General features: G+C 67.5%; 13 protein-coding genes. 4 read left to right on the forward strand and 9 right to left on the reverse strand.

Features of this window, described 5'->3' with window-relative positions; translation table 11 throughout:
* Window positions 1-12: 12 nt before the first annotated feature.
* The 4 genes from ACIPY8_RS14525 (at window position 13) to ACIPY8_RS14540 (ending at window position 4,895) form a co-directional block, all read left to right on the forward strand.
* A complete protein-coding gene (locus tag ACIPY8_RS14525; RefSeq protein ID WP_400819502.1) occupies window positions 13-1,044 on the forward strand; it encodes a 2-hydroxyacid dehydrogenase in 1,032 nt (343 codons plus the stop codon).
* Window positions 1,041-2,018: a DUF4862 family protein gene (locus tag ACIPY8_RS14530; protein WP_400819505.1), complete on the forward strand. Its 978-nt coding sequence runs from the start codon at window positions 1,041-1,043 to the stop codon at window positions 2,016-2,018. The genes ACIPY8_RS14525 and ACIPY8_RS14530 overlap by 4 nt, the downstream gene beginning before the upstream one ends.
* An 80-nt stretch (window positions 2,019-2,098) precedes the next feature.
* Window positions 2,099-3,313, forward strand: coding sequence for an MFS transporter (locus tag ACIPY8_RS14535; RefSeq protein WP_400819508.1), 1,215 nt, complete (start codon window positions 2,099-2,101; stop codon window positions 3,311-3,313).
* Between the two features lie 133 nt (window positions 3,314-3,446).
* A complete protein-coding gene (locus tag ACIPY8_RS14540) occupies window positions 3,447-4,895 on the forward strand; it encodes a sugar porter family MFS transporter (protein ID WP_400819510.1) in 1,449 nt (482 codons plus the stop codon).
* 73 nt (window positions 4,896-4,968) lie between these two features.
* On the opposite strand, the gene ACIPY8_RS14545 is transcribed toward ACIPY8_RS14540, so the two are convergent.
* The 9 genes from ACIPY8_RS14545 to ACIPY8_RS14585 form a co-directional block, all read right to left on the reverse strand.
* Window positions 4,969-5,835, reverse strand: coding sequence for a sugar phosphate isomerase/epimerase family protein (locus tag ACIPY8_RS14545; protein WP_400819512.1), 867 nt, complete (start codon window positions 5,833-5,835; stop codon window positions 4,969-4,971).
* 16 nt (window positions 5,836-5,851) lie between these two features.
* Window positions 5,852-6,865 (reverse strand): Gfo/Idh/MocA family protein, encoded by a 1,014-nt coding sequence (locus ACIPY8_RS14550; protein WP_400819515.1) that lies wholly within the window; start codon window positions 6,863-6,865, stop codon window positions 5,852-5,854.
* 31 nt (window positions 6,866-6,896) lie between these two features.
* Complete coding sequence (gene iolD, locus ACIPY8_RS14555) at window positions 6,897-8,810, reverse strand: 3D-(3,5/4)-trihydroxycyclohexane-1,2-dione acylhydrolase (decyclizing) (protein WP_400819517.1); 1,914 nt, start codon at window positions 8,808-8,810, stop codon at window positions 6,897-6,899.
* A complete protein-coding gene (iolB, locus tag ACIPY8_RS14560; protein WP_400819519.1) occupies window positions 8,810-9,748 on the reverse strand; it encodes a 5-deoxy-glucuronate isomerase in 939 nt (312 codons plus the stop codon). Before iolB ends, iolD begins: the two co-directional genes overlap by 1 nt.
* 81 nt (window positions 9,749-9,829) lie before the next feature.
* Entirely contained in the window at window positions 9,830-11,344 is a 1,515-nt protein-coding gene (locus ACIPY8_RS14565) for a CoA-acylating methylmalonate-semialdehyde dehydrogenase (protein WP_400819522.1), read from the reverse strand.
* A gap of 23 nt (window positions 11,345-11,367) precedes the next feature.
* Entirely contained in the window at window positions 11,368-12,288 is a 921-nt protein-coding gene (locus ACIPY8_RS14570) for a class I fructose-bisphosphate aldolase (protein ID WP_400819524.1), read from the reverse strand.
* Window positions 12,275-13,246: a 5-dehydro-2-deoxygluconokinase gene (iolC, locus tag ACIPY8_RS14575; protein ID WP_400819526.1), complete on the reverse strand. Its 972-nt coding sequence runs from the start codon at window positions 13,244-13,246 to the stop codon at window positions 12,275-12,277. The genes ACIPY8_RS14570 and iolC overlap by 14 nt, the downstream gene beginning before the upstream one ends.
* A 129-nt stretch (window positions 13,247-13,375) precedes the next feature.
* On the reverse strand, window positions 13,376-14,176 hold the full coding sequence (locus ACIPY8_RS14580; protein WP_400819528.1) for an ATP-binding cassette domain-containing protein: 801 nt from the start codon (window positions 14,174-14,176) through the stop codon (window positions 13,376-13,378).
* A 1-nt stretch (window position 14,177) separates the two neighbouring features.
* Window positions 14,178-15,272, reverse strand: coding sequence for an ABC transporter permease (locus ACIPY8_RS14585; protein WP_400819531.1), 1,095 nt, complete (start codon window positions 15,270-15,272; stop codon window positions 14,178-14,180).
* Between the last annotated feature and the right edge of the window lie 19 nt (window positions 15,273-15,291).

Here is a 15,291-nt window from a genome sequence, read left to right on the forward strand (position 1 = left end):
TCAAGGAGCCGCATGACCTACCGCGTCGGAATCACCCCCGAAGGCGTCGCCCCCGACGGTTCGACGATGTACGGGGACATCGGCTTGGCGCGATTGCGTGACGCCGGCATCGACTGGGAGATCCTTCCTCGCGGCACCGAGCATCACCTGCGCCCGGAGGACGTCGTGGGGTACGACGCGGTCATCGCGTTCACCCACTCGCGGATCGACGCCGACCTCGGTTCCCTCGAGCCGCGTCTGCGTCACGTCGCACGGTATGGCGCGGGGTACGACGGGATCGATGTCGCGGGCCTCGCGGAATCGGGGATCGTGTTGACCAACACACCCGCTGCCGTGCGCAGACCGCTGGCGCTCGCCGGCCTCACCCTGATGTTGAACCTCGGTCATCGGTTCGAGGAGAATGCACGCGCCGCCCGGGAGGGGCGATGGACCGAACGCGGGACGATGCGCGGACGCGGGTTCGTCGGCAAGACCATCGGCGTGATCGGACTCGGCAGCGTCGGCAGCGAGTTCGTGCGCCTCGCGCTCCCGCTGGGTGCACGGATCATCTCGGAGCATCGCCCGTCGGCGATCCGGGTCGCGGAGGAGCTCGGCATCGAACTGGTCTCCCGAGAAGAGCTCGCGGCGAGCGCCGACTACGTGGTCCTCGCCGCCGCACTCACTCCGTCCTCTCATCACCTCGTGGACGCGGCGTTCCTCCAGCTCATGAAGCCGACCGCCTTCATCGTGAACATCGGACGAGGTCCGCTGATCGACCAGGCCGCCCTCACATCCGCCCTCCGCGACGGCCTCCTCGCGGGCGCCGGACTCGACGTCCTCGAGGTCGAACCGCCCGCCGCCGATGAACCGCTGCTCCACATGCCGAACGCCATCGTGACCCCGCATGCGCTGTGCGTCACCGAGGACTTCGTCGACGCCGTGTCAGACGACCTCATCGAGGACCTTCTTCGAGGATCACGCGGCGAGCGCCCGAGGTATGCGGTGAACCCCGGCGTCTTCGAGGCCTGGCGCGGCGACACGGCGCGCTCCGAGGTCTCCGAGTGAGCCGCGAAAGCGCAAACCCCAGTCCGGTGCCTAGCGAACACCCATTCGTCGTCGGTGCGTATGCTGCGCTTGGCGATCACATTGCCGACTCGAACGCGGTTGCCGGGCTTCGAGGTCTGCAGGATGTCAGCTCATCGGGCGTCGGCTTCGAGATCCCGATGTTCTCGGCGTTCCCTCGCTGGTCCGACCCGGGCTTCCTCCTGTCCTTGGACGCCCTCGGAAGCGTCATCACTCTCGTCCCCGCCCTCTATGGGATCGCCGCCGAAGGCGCCGGACTCGCTGCAGTCGACCCTGCCCAGCGAGAGCGCGGAGTCCAGATGGTTCGCAGAGCGCAGGTCTTCGCGGCGGGGCTGAACGACAAGGCGCCCGGAACGGTGACGGCGATCACCGCCATCTCCGGCCCGTCTTCGACGCAAGGACCGGTCGACCGGGACGCGCTCGCAGAGTCGCTGCACGCGCTCACCCAGGATGACGGCGCCCTTCCCGTACTCATCGAGCACTGCGACGCGATGATCCCCGGCCAGCCCGCTGCCAAGGGCTACCTGCCGCTCGCGGAAGAGATCGACGCGGCAGGTCGGAGTGGCGCGAGAATCGCGCTCAACTGGGGTCGCTCCGCCATCGAAGGAAGATCCGCGTCGAAGCCCAGCGATCATCTCGCGATGGCAGCGGATGCAGGTGTCCTCGGCGCCGCGATGATCTCAGGAGCGTCGCCGACGACCACCGATCTCGGAGAGGCGTGGGCGGACGTGCACAATCCACTACGAGAGAGCTCCATCCTCGGCGACGCGTGGGCTCATGCCGGTTCGAGCCTTCTCACGACCGCCATCGCGCGCACCTGGCTCGCCACCGCGGGCGCACGAAAGCCCCTGATCTATCAGGGCATGAAGCTCGGAGTCCTTTCGGGCTTGGACCTGCACGCACGGCTGAGAACCCTGCGCGACGGTCTGATCCGGCTGCAGATCTCTCCCGGCTGACTCCAGACTCGCCCTCGTAATGCCCTATTGTGTGTTTGTCCGCTCATAACGGAGGGGATCGCAGTCAAGGGAGATCGCGCATGCAGGCATCCACCGCGAGAACCGCGCGAGTTCCGGTCACTCTCGCCGTGTTCACGCTCGCCGGCTTCGCGATCGGCTGCAACGAATTCGCCTCGGTGGGCGTACTCCCGCAAGTCGCCGCGGAGTTCTCGCCCGTCGCTGCAACCGGTGACCCCGACCGGGCGGCTGCGGACGTGTCGATCTTCGTCTGGGCCTACGCTCTGGGCGTCGTGATCGGAGCACCTATCCTCGGTGCACTCGCTTCGCGCTACGACGTCCGCTGGTTCCTCGCCGCCTCGCTGGTCACCATGTCGGCTTTCACTGCGGCTGTCGCCCTCGCGCCCGACATGGCTCTGGTCACCACACTGCGCGTCCTCTCCGGCGTCCCGCACGCCGCATTCCTCGGGATCGCTGCCATCGCTGCCGCACGCGTGATGGGGAGTCGTCACGCGGCGCGGGGCGTAGCCGTCGTGATCGGCGGACTGACGATCGCCAACATGGTCGGCGCCCCTCTGGGAACCTGGGTCGGACAGACTCTCGGCTGGCGATGGTGCTACGCGGGAATCGCACTCTTGTTCATCGCCGCGACCCTCGGCGTCTTCGCGACTACCCCCGACAGCGTCGCCGCAGTTCGACGGCACGGGTCACCCTGGAGAGGCCTGCGCAACGTCCGGATGTGGACGATCATCGGCGTGTATGCGTTCGTGAACGGCGGCGTCTTCGCCGTCCTGACGTTCATCTCGGTGATCACCACCGTTCACGCTCAGATGCCCGGCATGACCATCGCGTTCGTCGTCGCCGCGTCCGGGATCGGGATGACGGTGGGGAACTACGTCGGCGGCGTCGTCGCGGATCGCAACAGGCGTGCTGCCATGGCGCTCGGAGCCTGTGCGGCGACCATGGGTTTCGTTGCTCTCCTCGCGCCACGATCGCCGATCCTGACGATCATCGGCTTCGCGCTGGTGGGCTTCGCGTTGAGCGAGCTCGCGCCATTCACGCAGACCCTTCTGATGCGCTCGACACCCCACGATCCCGGCGTGGGCTCCTCGATGAACTCGCTCTGCGCCAACCTCGGTAGCGTGGTCGGCGGCGCGTGCGCCGGGTTCGCGGTCGGGCAGTCCGGGGCAGCCGCCGCCATCTGGATCGGGCTCGGGCTCATGGGAGCGGGGCTCGTCGGCGCGGTTATCCTCGCGCGATCCGGCGTCGAACTCGCCACGCGTGTCCGCGGACGCTGACGAGACCGTCGCGTTGTCCCCCCGGAAAGCCTATGCAAGAATGTCTTTACATGGCCGCATCGTTTGCGCGCCACCCGTCACCACACTCGCCGTGACGCACGGTCGCCGGCGAAGCACGCAAAGGAGCGCTTTCGTGTCGAACGCCCGCATCACCAGACCCTCCCCCGTCGCCGCGGCATCGTCGCGCTCTCGCGGATTCCTTGCACGACTCACGGTCATCTCGACGCTCGGAGGTCTGCTCTTCGGGTACGACACCGGCGTGATCTCCGGCGCGCTGCTCTACATGCGCGACGACCTCGCCATGTCCACGGGCGAAGAAGCGTGGGTCGTCAGCGCGCTGCTGTTCCCCGGCGCAGCCTTCGGCGCGCTCCTCGGGGGCCGCATCGCCGACGCCCTGGGGCGCAAGCGCAGCTTGCTCATCTGCGCCGTCATCTTCCTCGTCGGCGCCGTCGCCTGCGCCGTCGCACCGACCGTGACGCTCATGGTCCTCGCGCGCATCCTCCTCGGTTTCGGCGTGGGCGCCGCGGCGGTCGCATGTCCGCTGTACCTGGCCGAGATGGCACCCGCCGACAAGCGCGGACGCATGGTCACGATCAACGAACTGATGATCGTGACCGGGCAACTTTTGGCGTTCGCGATGAACGCTCTGCTCGCCGTTCTCATCTCGGAGACGCACGTCTGGCGCATCATGCTGGCCGTCGCCTCGATCCCCGCGATCATTCTCTTGGCCGGGATGCTGGTGCTGCCGGAGTCTCCGCGCTGGTTCGGCGCACGCGGACGTATCGAGGATGCCCGCGCGGTGCTGAGCCGCAGCCGAACCGCCGCCGAGGTCGATGCCGAGCTGTCCGAGATCACGCAGAACGCCGCCGCTGAGGGCGAGCAGCGGCGACACGCCCTGCAGTCACTTCGGGACAACCGTTGGATGCGACGTCTTCTCTACATCGGCTGCGGCCTCGCCGCCGTCATGCAGGCGACCGGCATCAACACTGTGAACTACTACGCCCCGAGCATCCTGACCCAGACCGGTCTCGGCGCTCAAGCCGCGCTGATCGCGACCATCGGAGTGGGGATCACCAGTGTTGTCATGACGATCGTGGGGATCTGGCTCATCGGCCACCTCGGTCGACGCACGATGCTGTCCATCGGCTTCGCCGGCGTGGTGGGCGCGCAGGTCATCCTCGCGCTGGTCTTCCTCGCCCCGCACTCCGACGTCGTCAGTTACGTGATCCTCGCGGCGATGATGCTGTTCGTGGCCTTCGTACAAGGATTCATCGGGACAGTGGTCTGGCTGGTGCTCAGTGAGATCTTCCCGCTCGCCATCCGAGGACTCGCGATGGGCCTGTCGATCTTCGTGCTCTGGACGGTGAACGCTCTCGTGTCGTTCGTGTTCCCGCAGATCGTGGAGCTCATCGGCTCCACCTGGACGTTCTCTCTGTTCGCAGCGATCAACACGTTCTCCCTCTGGTTCGTCCTCCGCTACGTTCCCGAGACCAAGGGACGCTCGCTGGAGACACTGGAGAACGACTTCCGCACGCAGGCCATCCGCACGGTCCCCCGGAGCCAGCGCCTGTCCGCTCGCTGAGCCACGGACGAGGAAGCCCCGGCAGATCAGATCACTGCCGGGGCTTCCTCGTGTCTCGCACGATCGTGAGGGGTCAGCCGATGAGCTCGCGGAGCTTCTGCAACTGGAACCGTGACACCTCATCCGCCCGCTCGTCTTCGGCGAACACGTTCGAGACGAGGAGAGCACCCGGCCGATCAAGGTAGCCGGTCGCGCGCAGAGCGGAGAACAACTCGAACCAGTCCACATCCCCGTCGCCGATGCGCAAGTGCTGGTGCACGCGCGCGGCGTTCCCCGGCGGGTTGGAGATGTAGCGCAGCCCGTGCGAACGATGGTGGTCGAAGGTGTCCGCCGTGTACACCGCTCCGAGGCGGTCGCCGAGCTCGGGAATCAGCGTCGCGGCGCGATCGCCGTAATGGAACGTGTGCGACGCGACGTAGACGAACCCGACAGACCGGGAGTTGAGGCCGCGGATGACGCGCCACGCCTCGAGACCGTCCTCGACGAAGTCGTCGGGGTGCGGGTCGATGTTCATGCGCACGCCCTCGCGTTCGAGGATCGGCAGCAGCTCCTCCATCGACCGGTAGAAGGCGTCCTCGCTGTCTTCCTGGCGCTCGGGACGCCCCGAGAACTCGGTGTTGAGCACGGGCGCATCCAGTGCCACGGCCAGTTCGATGACGCGTCGCATGTTGCGCACCGCGGCGACCCGCTGCACGTCGTCGGGAGACGAGATCCGCTGCACGGGCAGCAGGGCCGGGATCGTGACGCCGGCGTCCGCTGCGCGCTTCTTGAGTGCGGCGGCCAGTTCGTCGTCGGCCTTCGGGTGACGGAAGAACGGTGAGAAGTCGGCGTGCGGCGTGAGCTGCAGATACTCGTACCCGAGTCGCGCGGCGACGTCGGGGAAATCGAGCAGCGCGTGGTCGTGGTGGTACGGTGTCGGATCGAGCGCGATGCGGACCATGTCGGTTCCCTTCGGGTCAGGCGTAGAAAGCGGGGCGCTCGGCGCGCTCGACGTCGATGATGCCACCGTCGAGAGCCTTCACACCGGCCTCGCAGGCGAGGGCGACGAGATAGCCATCCCAGGCGTTGGGGCCGTCGACGAGGCGGCCGTCCCGCACGGCATCCACCCACCGCTGGATCTGTCGGTCGTACGCGTCAGCGAAACGAGTCGCGAAACTCTCGTGTTCCTTGATGCTGAACCGGCCCTCGTCCCATCGCTGGAGACCCGAGGGCTGGCCGATGCGGGCAATGCCCTTCGAGAACACGGCCTCGGTGCCGACCTGGTAGCCGAACTGCACGCTGACGTTCATCTCTACGTCGACGAGCACGCCGTTCTCGAGCTCCATGAGCACGAGGATGGGCTCGCGCAGGTGCTCGGGCGAGAGCGGATTGCGACGGGGGTGCTTGACCTCGACGGTCTTGACCGGCGAACCGACCAGCCACGGCACGACATCGAACTCGTGCACGACGGAGTCGTTGATGAGCATCTTCTGCGTGTAGCTGTCGGGAACGGAGGGGTTTCGGTGGACGCCGCGGATCATTAGCACCTCACCGGCATCGCCCGAGGCGATCAGCTCACGCAGCTCGATGTACTGTGCGTCGAATCGACGCATGAAGCCGAGCTGGATGTGCGGGCGGTCGAGCCTCTGCTCGGCCTCGAGGATCTCCCGCGACGTCGCCGAGTCAGGCGTGAGCGGCTTCTCGCAGAGGATCGGCAGTCCCGCCGCGAGCGCCGGGATCAGCACCGGCTTGTGGAACTGACCGGGAGTCGCGATGAGCACCGCGTCGAGAGCGTCCGCGTCGATGGCCTCCTCCACGCTCGCGAACGTCGCCGCTCCCGGGGCGTTCGCGGCGGCAGCAGCGGCACGACCTGCATCGGGCTCGACGATCGCTGAGACGACGGCCCCCGAGATGCGGTGGGTGATGCGCGCGATGTGGTCGGCGCCCATGAGCCCGGCGCCGACGACGCCGATGCGGATGTCAGTGGTCATGAGTTCGGTTCTCCAGGGAATGAGAGGGGGGTCAGCCGAGGAGCGGACGCTGGTGCGCCTGCTGCTCGAGGTATTCGGTGCGGGCCTGCTGCGTGCTCTCGAGGGTCGAGACCTCGGGCACCGGCACGTCCCACCAGCCGTCGCCGTCGGGCGCGTAGATCAGCGGGTCGCTGTTGATGTGGATGAAGGTCGAGGTGCTCGACGCCTTCGCGGTCGTGATCGCGGCCGAGAGCTCGTCGATGGCCGACGCAGCGGGTTCGATCTCGATCACGTCGAGGCCGTAGCTGCGGGCGTTGGCGGCGAGGTCGACCGGCAGCACCTGCTCGCCCTGGAAGTTCCGAGCCTGCGGGTCGTACTCGCGGTACCAGGTCCCGAAGCGCTCGGATCCGACCGTCTCGGAGAGATGCCCGATCGACGCGTAGCCGTGGTTCTGGATGAGCACGAAGATCACCTTGATGCCCTCGGCGACCGCGGTCACGAGCTCGGTGTTGAGCATGAGGTAGGAGCCGTCCCCCACCATCACGATCACGTCGCGGTCGTCGCCGTCCGCGACGAGGCCGCGCTTGGCACCGATGCCACCGGCGATCTCGTAGCCCATGCACGAGAACGCGTACTCGACGTGATATCCGAGGGGATCGCGGACACGCCACAGCTTGTGCAGGTCACCGGGCAGGGATCCGGCCGCCTGGATGACGACGTCCTCAGGCGCCGAGGCCGACTGCACCGCGCCGATGATCTCGGGCTGCCCGGGGAGCGCGAGACCCGACGGCGCGAACACCTCGTCGACGCTCGCATCCCACGCCGCCTTCTCGCGGGCGATGCGCTCGGCATACTCGGCGGAGATCTCCCAGCCCTCGAGCTCGATCGCCAGCTCCGCGAGCGCTTCGCGCGCATCCGCGATCACCGGCAACTGCGAGCCGTGCTTGTACGCGTCAAAGGAGGCGATGTTGATGTTCACGAAGACGACGTCCGGGTCCTGGAACGCCGTACGCGACGCCGTCGTGAAGTCGCTGTAGCGGGTGCCGATGCCGATCACGACGTCCGCCTCGGCGGCGATGCGGTTGGCCGCGAGCGTGCCGGTCGCACCGACACCGCCGAGGTTCTGCGGGTGGTCCCAAGTGAGCACTCCACCCCCGGCCTGCGAGGTGCCGACGGGGATGCCGGTGGCCTCGACGAGCGTACGCAGGTGCTCCTCGGCTGAGGAGTAGAGCACGCCACCCCCGGCGACGATGACGGGTCGCTTCGCACCGCGGATCGCGGCGACCGCGCGAGCGAGCGCCGCGCGCTCGGGCAGCGGGCGGCGCACGTGCCACTCGCGGTCCTGCAGGAACTCGAGCGGCACGTCGATGCGCTCGGCCTGCACGTCCTCCGGCAACGCGATGGTCACCGCGCCGGTCTGCACGGGGTCGGTGAGCGCGCGCATCGCGCCCAGCGCGACGGAGTAGAGCTGCTCGGGACGCTGCACCCGATCGAAGAACACCGAGAGCGGGCGGAAGGCGTCGGTGACCTGGATGCCGGGATCGTGCGGGTGCTCGAGCTGCTGCAGCACCGGGTCGGCGACGCGGGTCGCGAAGGTGTCGCTGGGCAGGAGCAACGCGGGAAGACGGTTCGAGGTCGCGAGGGCCGCGGCAGTGAGCATGTTGGCCGCTCCTGGGCCCACAGATGCCGCCGAAGCGAGCGTCCCCCGGCGACGGTGCATGCGAGCGTAACCAACGGACTGGTGGACCATCGCCTGCTCGTTGCGGGCCTGGTAGTAAGGCATGAGGTCGGGCTGCTCGACGTTGGCCTGCTTGAGCGCCTGTCCGATGCCGGCCACGTTGCCGTGGCCGAAGATGCCGAACATCCCGGCGACGGTGCGCTCGCGGATCTCCCCGTCGACCGTCCACTGGTGGGCGAGGAACTCGACCAGCGCCTGGCTGACCGTCATCGTCTTCGTGCGTGCCATCAGCGCTGCCCTTCTTCGTCGGTAATAGAAGCCGTGTCGTTCGTGTACGGGAGACGGGAGTCGAATTGCTGCCCCTCCCAAGTGTCGCGGACCCAGGCGTGCGCCGGATCGTCGCTGATCAGCCAGGTCCGTTCGGGGTCGGGCCCGGCCATGACGTTCAGATAGTAGAGGTCGTAGCCCGGGGCCGCGACGGCGGGTCCGTGGTAACCGAACGGCACGAGGGCGATGTCGCCCGTGCCGACCATCGCGTTGATGTCGATCTCTCCCGCAGGCGAGGAGTACGTGCTGAACATGCCGAAGGCACCATCCCCGGCATCCGCGTTCCCGCCGACCCGAGACGGCGCCGACTCGAAGTAGTAGATCTCCTCGAGGCGCGACTCGTGGCCTGGGTGATACTCGTCGTGCTTGTGCGGCGGGTACGACGACCAGTTCTCGGCAGGTGTGATGACCTCGCACACGATCAGTCGAGCGGCATCGAGCGCCTGAGGTGTGCCGAAGTTGTGAACCTGACGACTCGATCTCCCCGCGCCACGCAATTCGACGGGAGTCTCGGCAACGGGGATGTACGCCCACTCGCGCCGGTCCGCGGTCGGCGCTTCGGCGACCGCGACCCGGCCTGCACCGCGGATGACCGCTGTCGCTCCAGACGGCAGATAGAGCACGTCCGTCGGTCCGTCAAACACCGAGGCACGGCCGTGCAGCCTCGTCTCGCCCGCGCCTGGATGGTCAGCATGCGTCACGTCGAACGTTCCCGCCAGCGGGACGATGATCCGCTCCACTCCGGGCCCGGCAAGTTCGACGGCGTCACCGTCGGCGAGCGAGGCGACGCGGATGCCGGTGTGCTCCCATCCAGGCAGGGACGAATCGACGACGCTCTCCCAGCCTTCTCGGGCCAGCGCGCCTCGGCGATGGAACCAGCGGTCTTCGATGGTGCTCATTATGGTGCTCTCGGAGTCTCTCGTGCGCTCGGAGGGTGAGGGCCGCCCCTTCCCTGGCGGGGCGGCCCTCGGTCTTGTCCGTCAGTCGTTCTGGGGGAAGCCCAGGTTGATACCGCCGTGGGTGGCGGGGTCGAGCCAGCGGCTGGTGACGGCCTTCTCGCGCGTGAAGAAGTCGAACCCGTGCACACCGTACGCCTTGGCGTCGCCGAACAAGGACTTCTTCCACCCGCCGAAGGAGTGGTAGGCGACGGGGACGGGGATCGGCACGTTGATACCGATCATGCCGACCTCAACCTCGCTCTGGAAGCGACGGGCCGCCCCGCCGTCGTTCGTGAAGATCGCGGTGCCGTTGCCGAACTCGCCCGAGTTGATGAGATTCAGCCCTTCCTCGTACGAGGCGACGCGGACGACCGACAGCACCGGGCCGAAGATCTCCTCGGTGTAGGCACGAGACGTCGTGGGGATGTCATCGATCAGCGTCGGGCCGAAGAAGAATCCGTCCTCGTGACCGTCGACCGTGAACCCGCGTCCGTCGACGACGATCTTCGCGCCGTCCGCTTCCGCAATGTCGACGTAGGACGACACCTTGTCGCGGTGGATCTCGCTGATCAGCGGGCCCATGTCGGGCTCGACGCCGTCCTTGCCCGCGCCGTTGCCGATCTTCAGCTTCGCGATGCGGTCGGTGATCTTGCCGATCAGCTCGTCCGCGACGGGCTCGACGGCCAGCACGACCGAGATCGCCATGCAGCGCTCGCCGGCCGCGCCGTAGCCGGCGTTGATCGCCTGGTCGGCGACGAGGTCGAGGTCCGCGTCCGGGAGGACGAGCATGTGGTTCTTCGCGCCGCCGAGCGCCTGGACGCGCTTGCCGTTCTTGGATGCGGTCTCGTAGATGTACTGCGCGATCGGCGTGGATCCGACGAACGAGATCGACTGCACGACGGGCGACTCGAGCAGACCGTCGACGGCCAGCTTGTCGCCCTGGAGCACGGTGAAGACGCCGTCCGGAAGACCGGCCTCCTTCCAGATCTGCGCGAGCCAGAGAGCGGCCGACGGGTCCTTCTCGCTGGGCTTGAGCACGACGGCGTTGCCGGCGGCGATCGCGATCGGCACGAACCACAGCGGCACCATGACGGGGAAGTTGAACGGCGAGATCACGCCGACGACGCCGAGGGGCTGCTTGAGGGAGTACACGTCGATGCCCGTCGAGGCGTTCTCGCTGAACGCGCCCTTGACGAGGTGCGGGAACCCGGTGGCGAGCTCCACGACCTCCTGGCCGCGCAGGATCTCGCCCATGGCGTCAGAGACGACCTTGCCGTGCTCGGCCGTGACGATCTGCGCCAGCTCGGTCTTGCGTGAGTTCAGCAGTTCCCGGAACGCGAACAGCACGCTCTGGCGCTTCGCGACCGAGTAGCCCTTCCACACCTGGAAGCCACGGTCGGCCGACGCGATGGCCGAGTTGATCTCCGCCTGGTCGGCGAGGGCGACGTGAGCCGAGACGGCGCCGGTCGCGGGGTTGAAGACGGGGGCGGTGCGTCCGCTGTTCGACGGGCTCTCGGCGCCGTCGATCCAGTGCGGGATCACGGGGGTGGTGCTCATGTTCTTCCTAACGTGCGTGGTGATCAGAGTCCGGCGTGGACGAGGCGTGCGGCGGTGTCGACCGCTGCCACCACGTCGCCGTCCGGTGGGTAGAGGAGTGTGCGACCCACGACGAGGCCGTGGACGCCGGGGAGCCGCAGAGCGTTGTCCCAGGAGGCGAACGTCTCGTCGGGCGATTCGCCGGAGTCGCCGCCCAGCAGCAGCGTGGGAAGCGTCGCCGCCTCCATCACTCGCTCCATCTCGGCGACCACGGGGAGTTTCAGCCAGGAGTAGGCGCTGCTCGCGCCGAGGCCTGCGGCGATGGCGACCGAGGTAACGACCGCCTCGGTGCTGAGGTCGTTCACGACTCGGCCGTCGCGCCACTCGCTCATGAAGGGCTCCAGCATGATAGGCACCCTGGCGCGCGCGGCATCGGTGACGGCGCGTGCGGTCTCCTCGAGGGTGCGGACGGTGCCCGCATCCTTCAGGTTGATCCGTACGAGCAGTTTCGCCGCGTCGAGGCGGGAGGCCGCCAGCGCGTCCACGTCGTACCCGGTGTACCGGTCATCCATCTCGAATACCGCACCACGCAGACCGCCGCGGTTCATGGAGCCGACCGCGATCTTGCCTTCGAGGGCTCCGAGGAGTGCGAGGTCCTCGATGATGTCGGGCGTGCCGAGCACACCGTCCACCCCGGGGCGGGAGAGCGCGAGCGCCATCCTCTGGAGGAGCTCGTAGCGGTTCGCCATGGCCATGGGGTCGCTGCCGACGCCCAGAGCACCTCGGGCAGGATGGTCTGCCGCGACGATGAACAGCCGGCCGTCGCCCTGCACCAGGGGCCTGCGCGTGCGCGACTCGAGGATGCGGTGAACGGATGCCGGGTCGGAGTGGCGCAGCGAGCGCAGGCGGGCGAACGCTTCTTCGGTCAGAACCGGAGCGAGTGTGCGGACGTCAGGCGTTGACACCGTAGGCCTCCTGGAGGATGGTCTCCACCTCGCCGGTGCTCGGCATGGCGGTGGAGCACTCGCGACGGGTCGCGACGATGGCGCCGGCGACGTTCGCGAACTGGATGGCGCGCTTGAGACTCCAGTCCTGCAGGAGTCCGTAGCTGAGCGCCCCCCCGAAGCCGTCTCCGGCCCCGAGTCCGTTGATCACGTCGACGACGTACGGCTCGACCTCGACGGTCTCCTCCCGAGTCTTCGCGAGGACCCCGCGCGGGCCCTGCTTCACCACGGCGAGTTCGACACCTCGTTCGAGAAGCGCGTCCGCGGCGCGGTGCGGGTGGGTCTCTCCGACCGCGATCTCGCACTCCTCCCGATTGCCGACCGCGACTGTGACGTGTTCGAGGGCTTTCCCCACCTCGCGGCTGGCCGCCTCGGGCGAGGACCAGAACATCGGCCGGTAGTCCAGATCGAGGATGGTGAGGGGCTGTCGCTCACGCGCCTGCCACGCCGCGTAGTGCGTCGCGCGAGACGGCTGCTGCGACAGACCGGTGACTGTGGACCAGTAAATCCGCGCGCGGTGGATGGCGTCGAGGTCGAGGTCGTGGTTCGTCAGTTGGAGATCGGGCGCGATCGGATCGCGGTAGAAGTACAGGGGAAAGTCGTCCGGCGGGAAGATCTCGCAGAAGGTCACCGGAGTCTTACTCTGGGCCTTGGTGGCGACGAAGCGGTCGTCCACTCCGAGACGCTGAAGCTCGCGGTGGGCGTATCGGCCGAACGGGTCGTTCCCCGTGGCGGTGATCACCGCGCTGACGAGGCCATGCTTTGCGCCGGCGATCGCGACGTTGGTCGCGCTGCCGCCGAGGTACTTGCCGAACGTCTCGACGTCTTCGAGTCCGACGCCGTCCTGCAGCGGGTAGATGTCGATGCCGATGCGGCCGATGGTGACCAGGTCGTACCGGGGGCGGGGCTCCGTTGCCATCGTGTGCCCTTCTTTCTGTAGGCATGTATCGGACTTTGTTAAGTCAAACATACATGAAGATTGTCGAAGATGCACGCCCGGTTCGCGGATCGGTGTCGCTCCCCGGGCGTGCGGTCTTGCGGGCGAAGGTCAGGGCACCTTGATCGTGCCAGTGAGCTTCGCGAGGTCGGCTTCCAGCTCGGCCATTGCCTCGCCACCGGCCATGAGGTCGGTGATCTGTTCGCGGGTGCGCTCGCCCTTGCGGAATCCGTCGGCCTTGCGCCCGTGGATCAGCACAGCGAATTGATCGCCGACCGCCATCGCGTGCGTGACATTATGCGTGACGAAGATCACTGCGATCCCCTGAGCTCGGGCCTGCATGATCAGCCGCAGCACGTGGGTCGCCTGCTTGACGCCCAGCGCCGAGGTCGGCTCGTCGAGGATGAGCACTTTGGCGCCGAAGTACACCGCGCGGGCGATGGCGAGCGACTGGCGCTCGCCACCGGACAGCGCGCCGGCCAGCCGGGAACCGTCGGTCACGCGGGTGATTCCGAGCTTCTGCATCTCACGCACCGTGATGTCACCCGCGGTCTTCTGGTCGAAGTAGCGGAACGGCCAGACACCCTTCGTCGGCTCCTGTCCGACGAAGAAGTTCCGAGCCACAGACATGAGCGGGAAGGTTCCGCCGTACTGATGGACAGTCGCGATGCCGACGTCGCCAGCGGCCTTCGGGCTGTCGAACACCACCGTCTCACCGTTGACCGTGAGCGAACCGGAGGTCGGCTTGTGCACGCCGGAGAGGACTTTGATGAGGGTCGACTTGCCCGCGCCGTTGTCCCCGAGGAGGCACAGGACCTCTCCGGCGTTGACCTCGAGCGAGATGTCGGTGAGGGCGTTGTTGCCGGCGAACGACTTGGAGACGTTCTCGAGCGTGAGCAGGGGCGTGGTCATGTCAGGCCGCCTTTCGGTTCTTGGCGACGCCGGAACTCAGCGCCAGCTTGCGGAACGTGTTGTTCATGAGCACCGCGGCCAGGAGCAGGATGCCGAGGATGAGCGCCGCCCAGTCGGAGTTCCAGCCCGTGTAGTAGATGCCCTGGTTGACGATCGCGAAGGTGAGGCAGCCGAGCATCACGCCGACGACCGAGCCGTAGCCGCCCGTCAGGAGCACGCCGCCGACGACGACCGCGATGATCGAGTTGAACACGAACGACTGTCCGGTGCCCGTCTGCGCTCCGTTGTAGAGCAGCGTCTGGATGATGCCGACGAGCGAGGCACCGAGCCCCGTGGAGACGAAGAGGGCGATCTTCGTGCCCGCGACGGGGATGCCTGAGGCCCGGGCGCTGACGGCGTCTCCGCCGATCGCGAAGATCCAGTTGCCGTACTTGGTCATCTGGAGGATCCACGCGATCACGACGGCGATGCCGATCGCCCAGAAGATCGCGACCTCGAATTGGCCGTTGATCAGGGTGCCGAAGATCGCCTTGAAGAACGGGTCTGCGGGGATCGGAATGCTGGTGCTCCCGGTGAGGACGCGGGCGAGACCGAGCGTGAGGCCGGCCAGTGCGAACTGCATCGCCAGCGTGACGATGAAGGACGGGACGTTCGTGCGGGACACCATGAGCCCGTTGATCAGACCGGTGACGACTCCGAGTGCCAGCGCGGCGATCACTCCGACGATCATCGGAAGTCCCCACGTGCCGGAGACGACCGCGAGGACGACCGAGCTGCTGGCGACAACCGAGCCGACGGAGAGGTCGAACTCGCCGGCGATCATGAGGAGCGCGACGGGCAGGGCGATGATGGCGAGCTCCGCCGCGATGTTCAGCCAACTAGCCACGCCGCCGGAGGAGACGAACTGCTGTCCGCCGAAGACCGCGAAGAACACGAAGACCAGGACGGTTCCGAACAAGGCCCCCGTCTCCGGCCGACGGAAGAGGTCGCCCACAGAGCGCTTCTTCGTGAACGCGGGGAGCGAGGTGGTGACGAGTGAGAACGGAGCGGGCGAGCTCTTCGCCGGCGCCGTGTCGCGGGGGGTGTGCGTGGTCATGATGTTTCTCCGTTGATGA

It is taken from the genome of Microbacterium sp. NPDC089696, from assembly GCF_044749125.1.
Classification (GTDB): Bacteria; Actinomycetota; Actinomycetes; order Actinomycetales; family Microbacteriaceae; genus Microbacterium.

What these genes read in the sequence shown, in the direction of transcription:
- iolD (WP_400819517.1), bottom strand. Translation starts at nt 8,810, where the DNA reads ATGGCACGCACGAAGACGATGACGGTCAGCCAGGCGCTGGTCGAGTTC.
- ACIPY8_RS14535 (WP_400819508.1), top strand. Translation starts at nt 2,099, where the DNA reads ATGCAGGCATCCACCGCGAGAACCGCGCGAGTTCCGGTCACTCTCGCC.
- ACIPY8_RS14545 (WP_400819512.1), bottom strand. Translation starts at nt 5,835, where the DNA reads ATGGTCCGCATCGCGCTCGATCCGACACCGTACCACCACGACCACGCG.
- ACIPY8_RS14585 (WP_400819531.1), bottom strand. Translation starts at nt 15,272, where the DNA reads ATGACCACGCACACCCCCCGCGACACGGCGCCGGCGAAGAGCTCGCCC.
- ACIPY8_RS14550 (WP_400819515.1), bottom strand. Translation starts at nt 6,865, where the DNA reads ATGACCACTGACATCCGCATCGGCGTCGTCGGCGCCGGGCTCATGGGC.
- ACIPY8_RS14525 (WP_400819502.1), top strand. Translation starts at nt 13, where the DNA reads ATGACCTACCGCGTCGGAATCACCCCCGAAGGCGTCGCCCCCGACGGT.
- iolC (WP_400819526.1), bottom strand. Translation starts at nt 13,246, where the DNA reads ATGGCAACGGAGCCCCGCCCCCGGTACGACCTGGTCACCATCGGCCGC.
- iolB (WP_400819519.1), bottom strand. Translation starts at nt 9,748, where the DNA reads ATGAGCACCATCGAAGACCGCTGGTTCCATCGCCGAGGCGCGCTGGCC.
- ACIPY8_RS14580 (WP_400819528.1), bottom strand. Translation starts at nt 14,176, where the DNA reads ATGACCACGCCCCTGCTCACGCTCGAGAACGTCTCCAAGTCGTTCGCC.
- ACIPY8_RS14565 (WP_400819522.1), bottom strand. Translation starts at nt 11,344, where the DNA reads ATGAGCACCACCCCCGTGATCCCGCACTGGATCGACGGCGCCGAGAGC.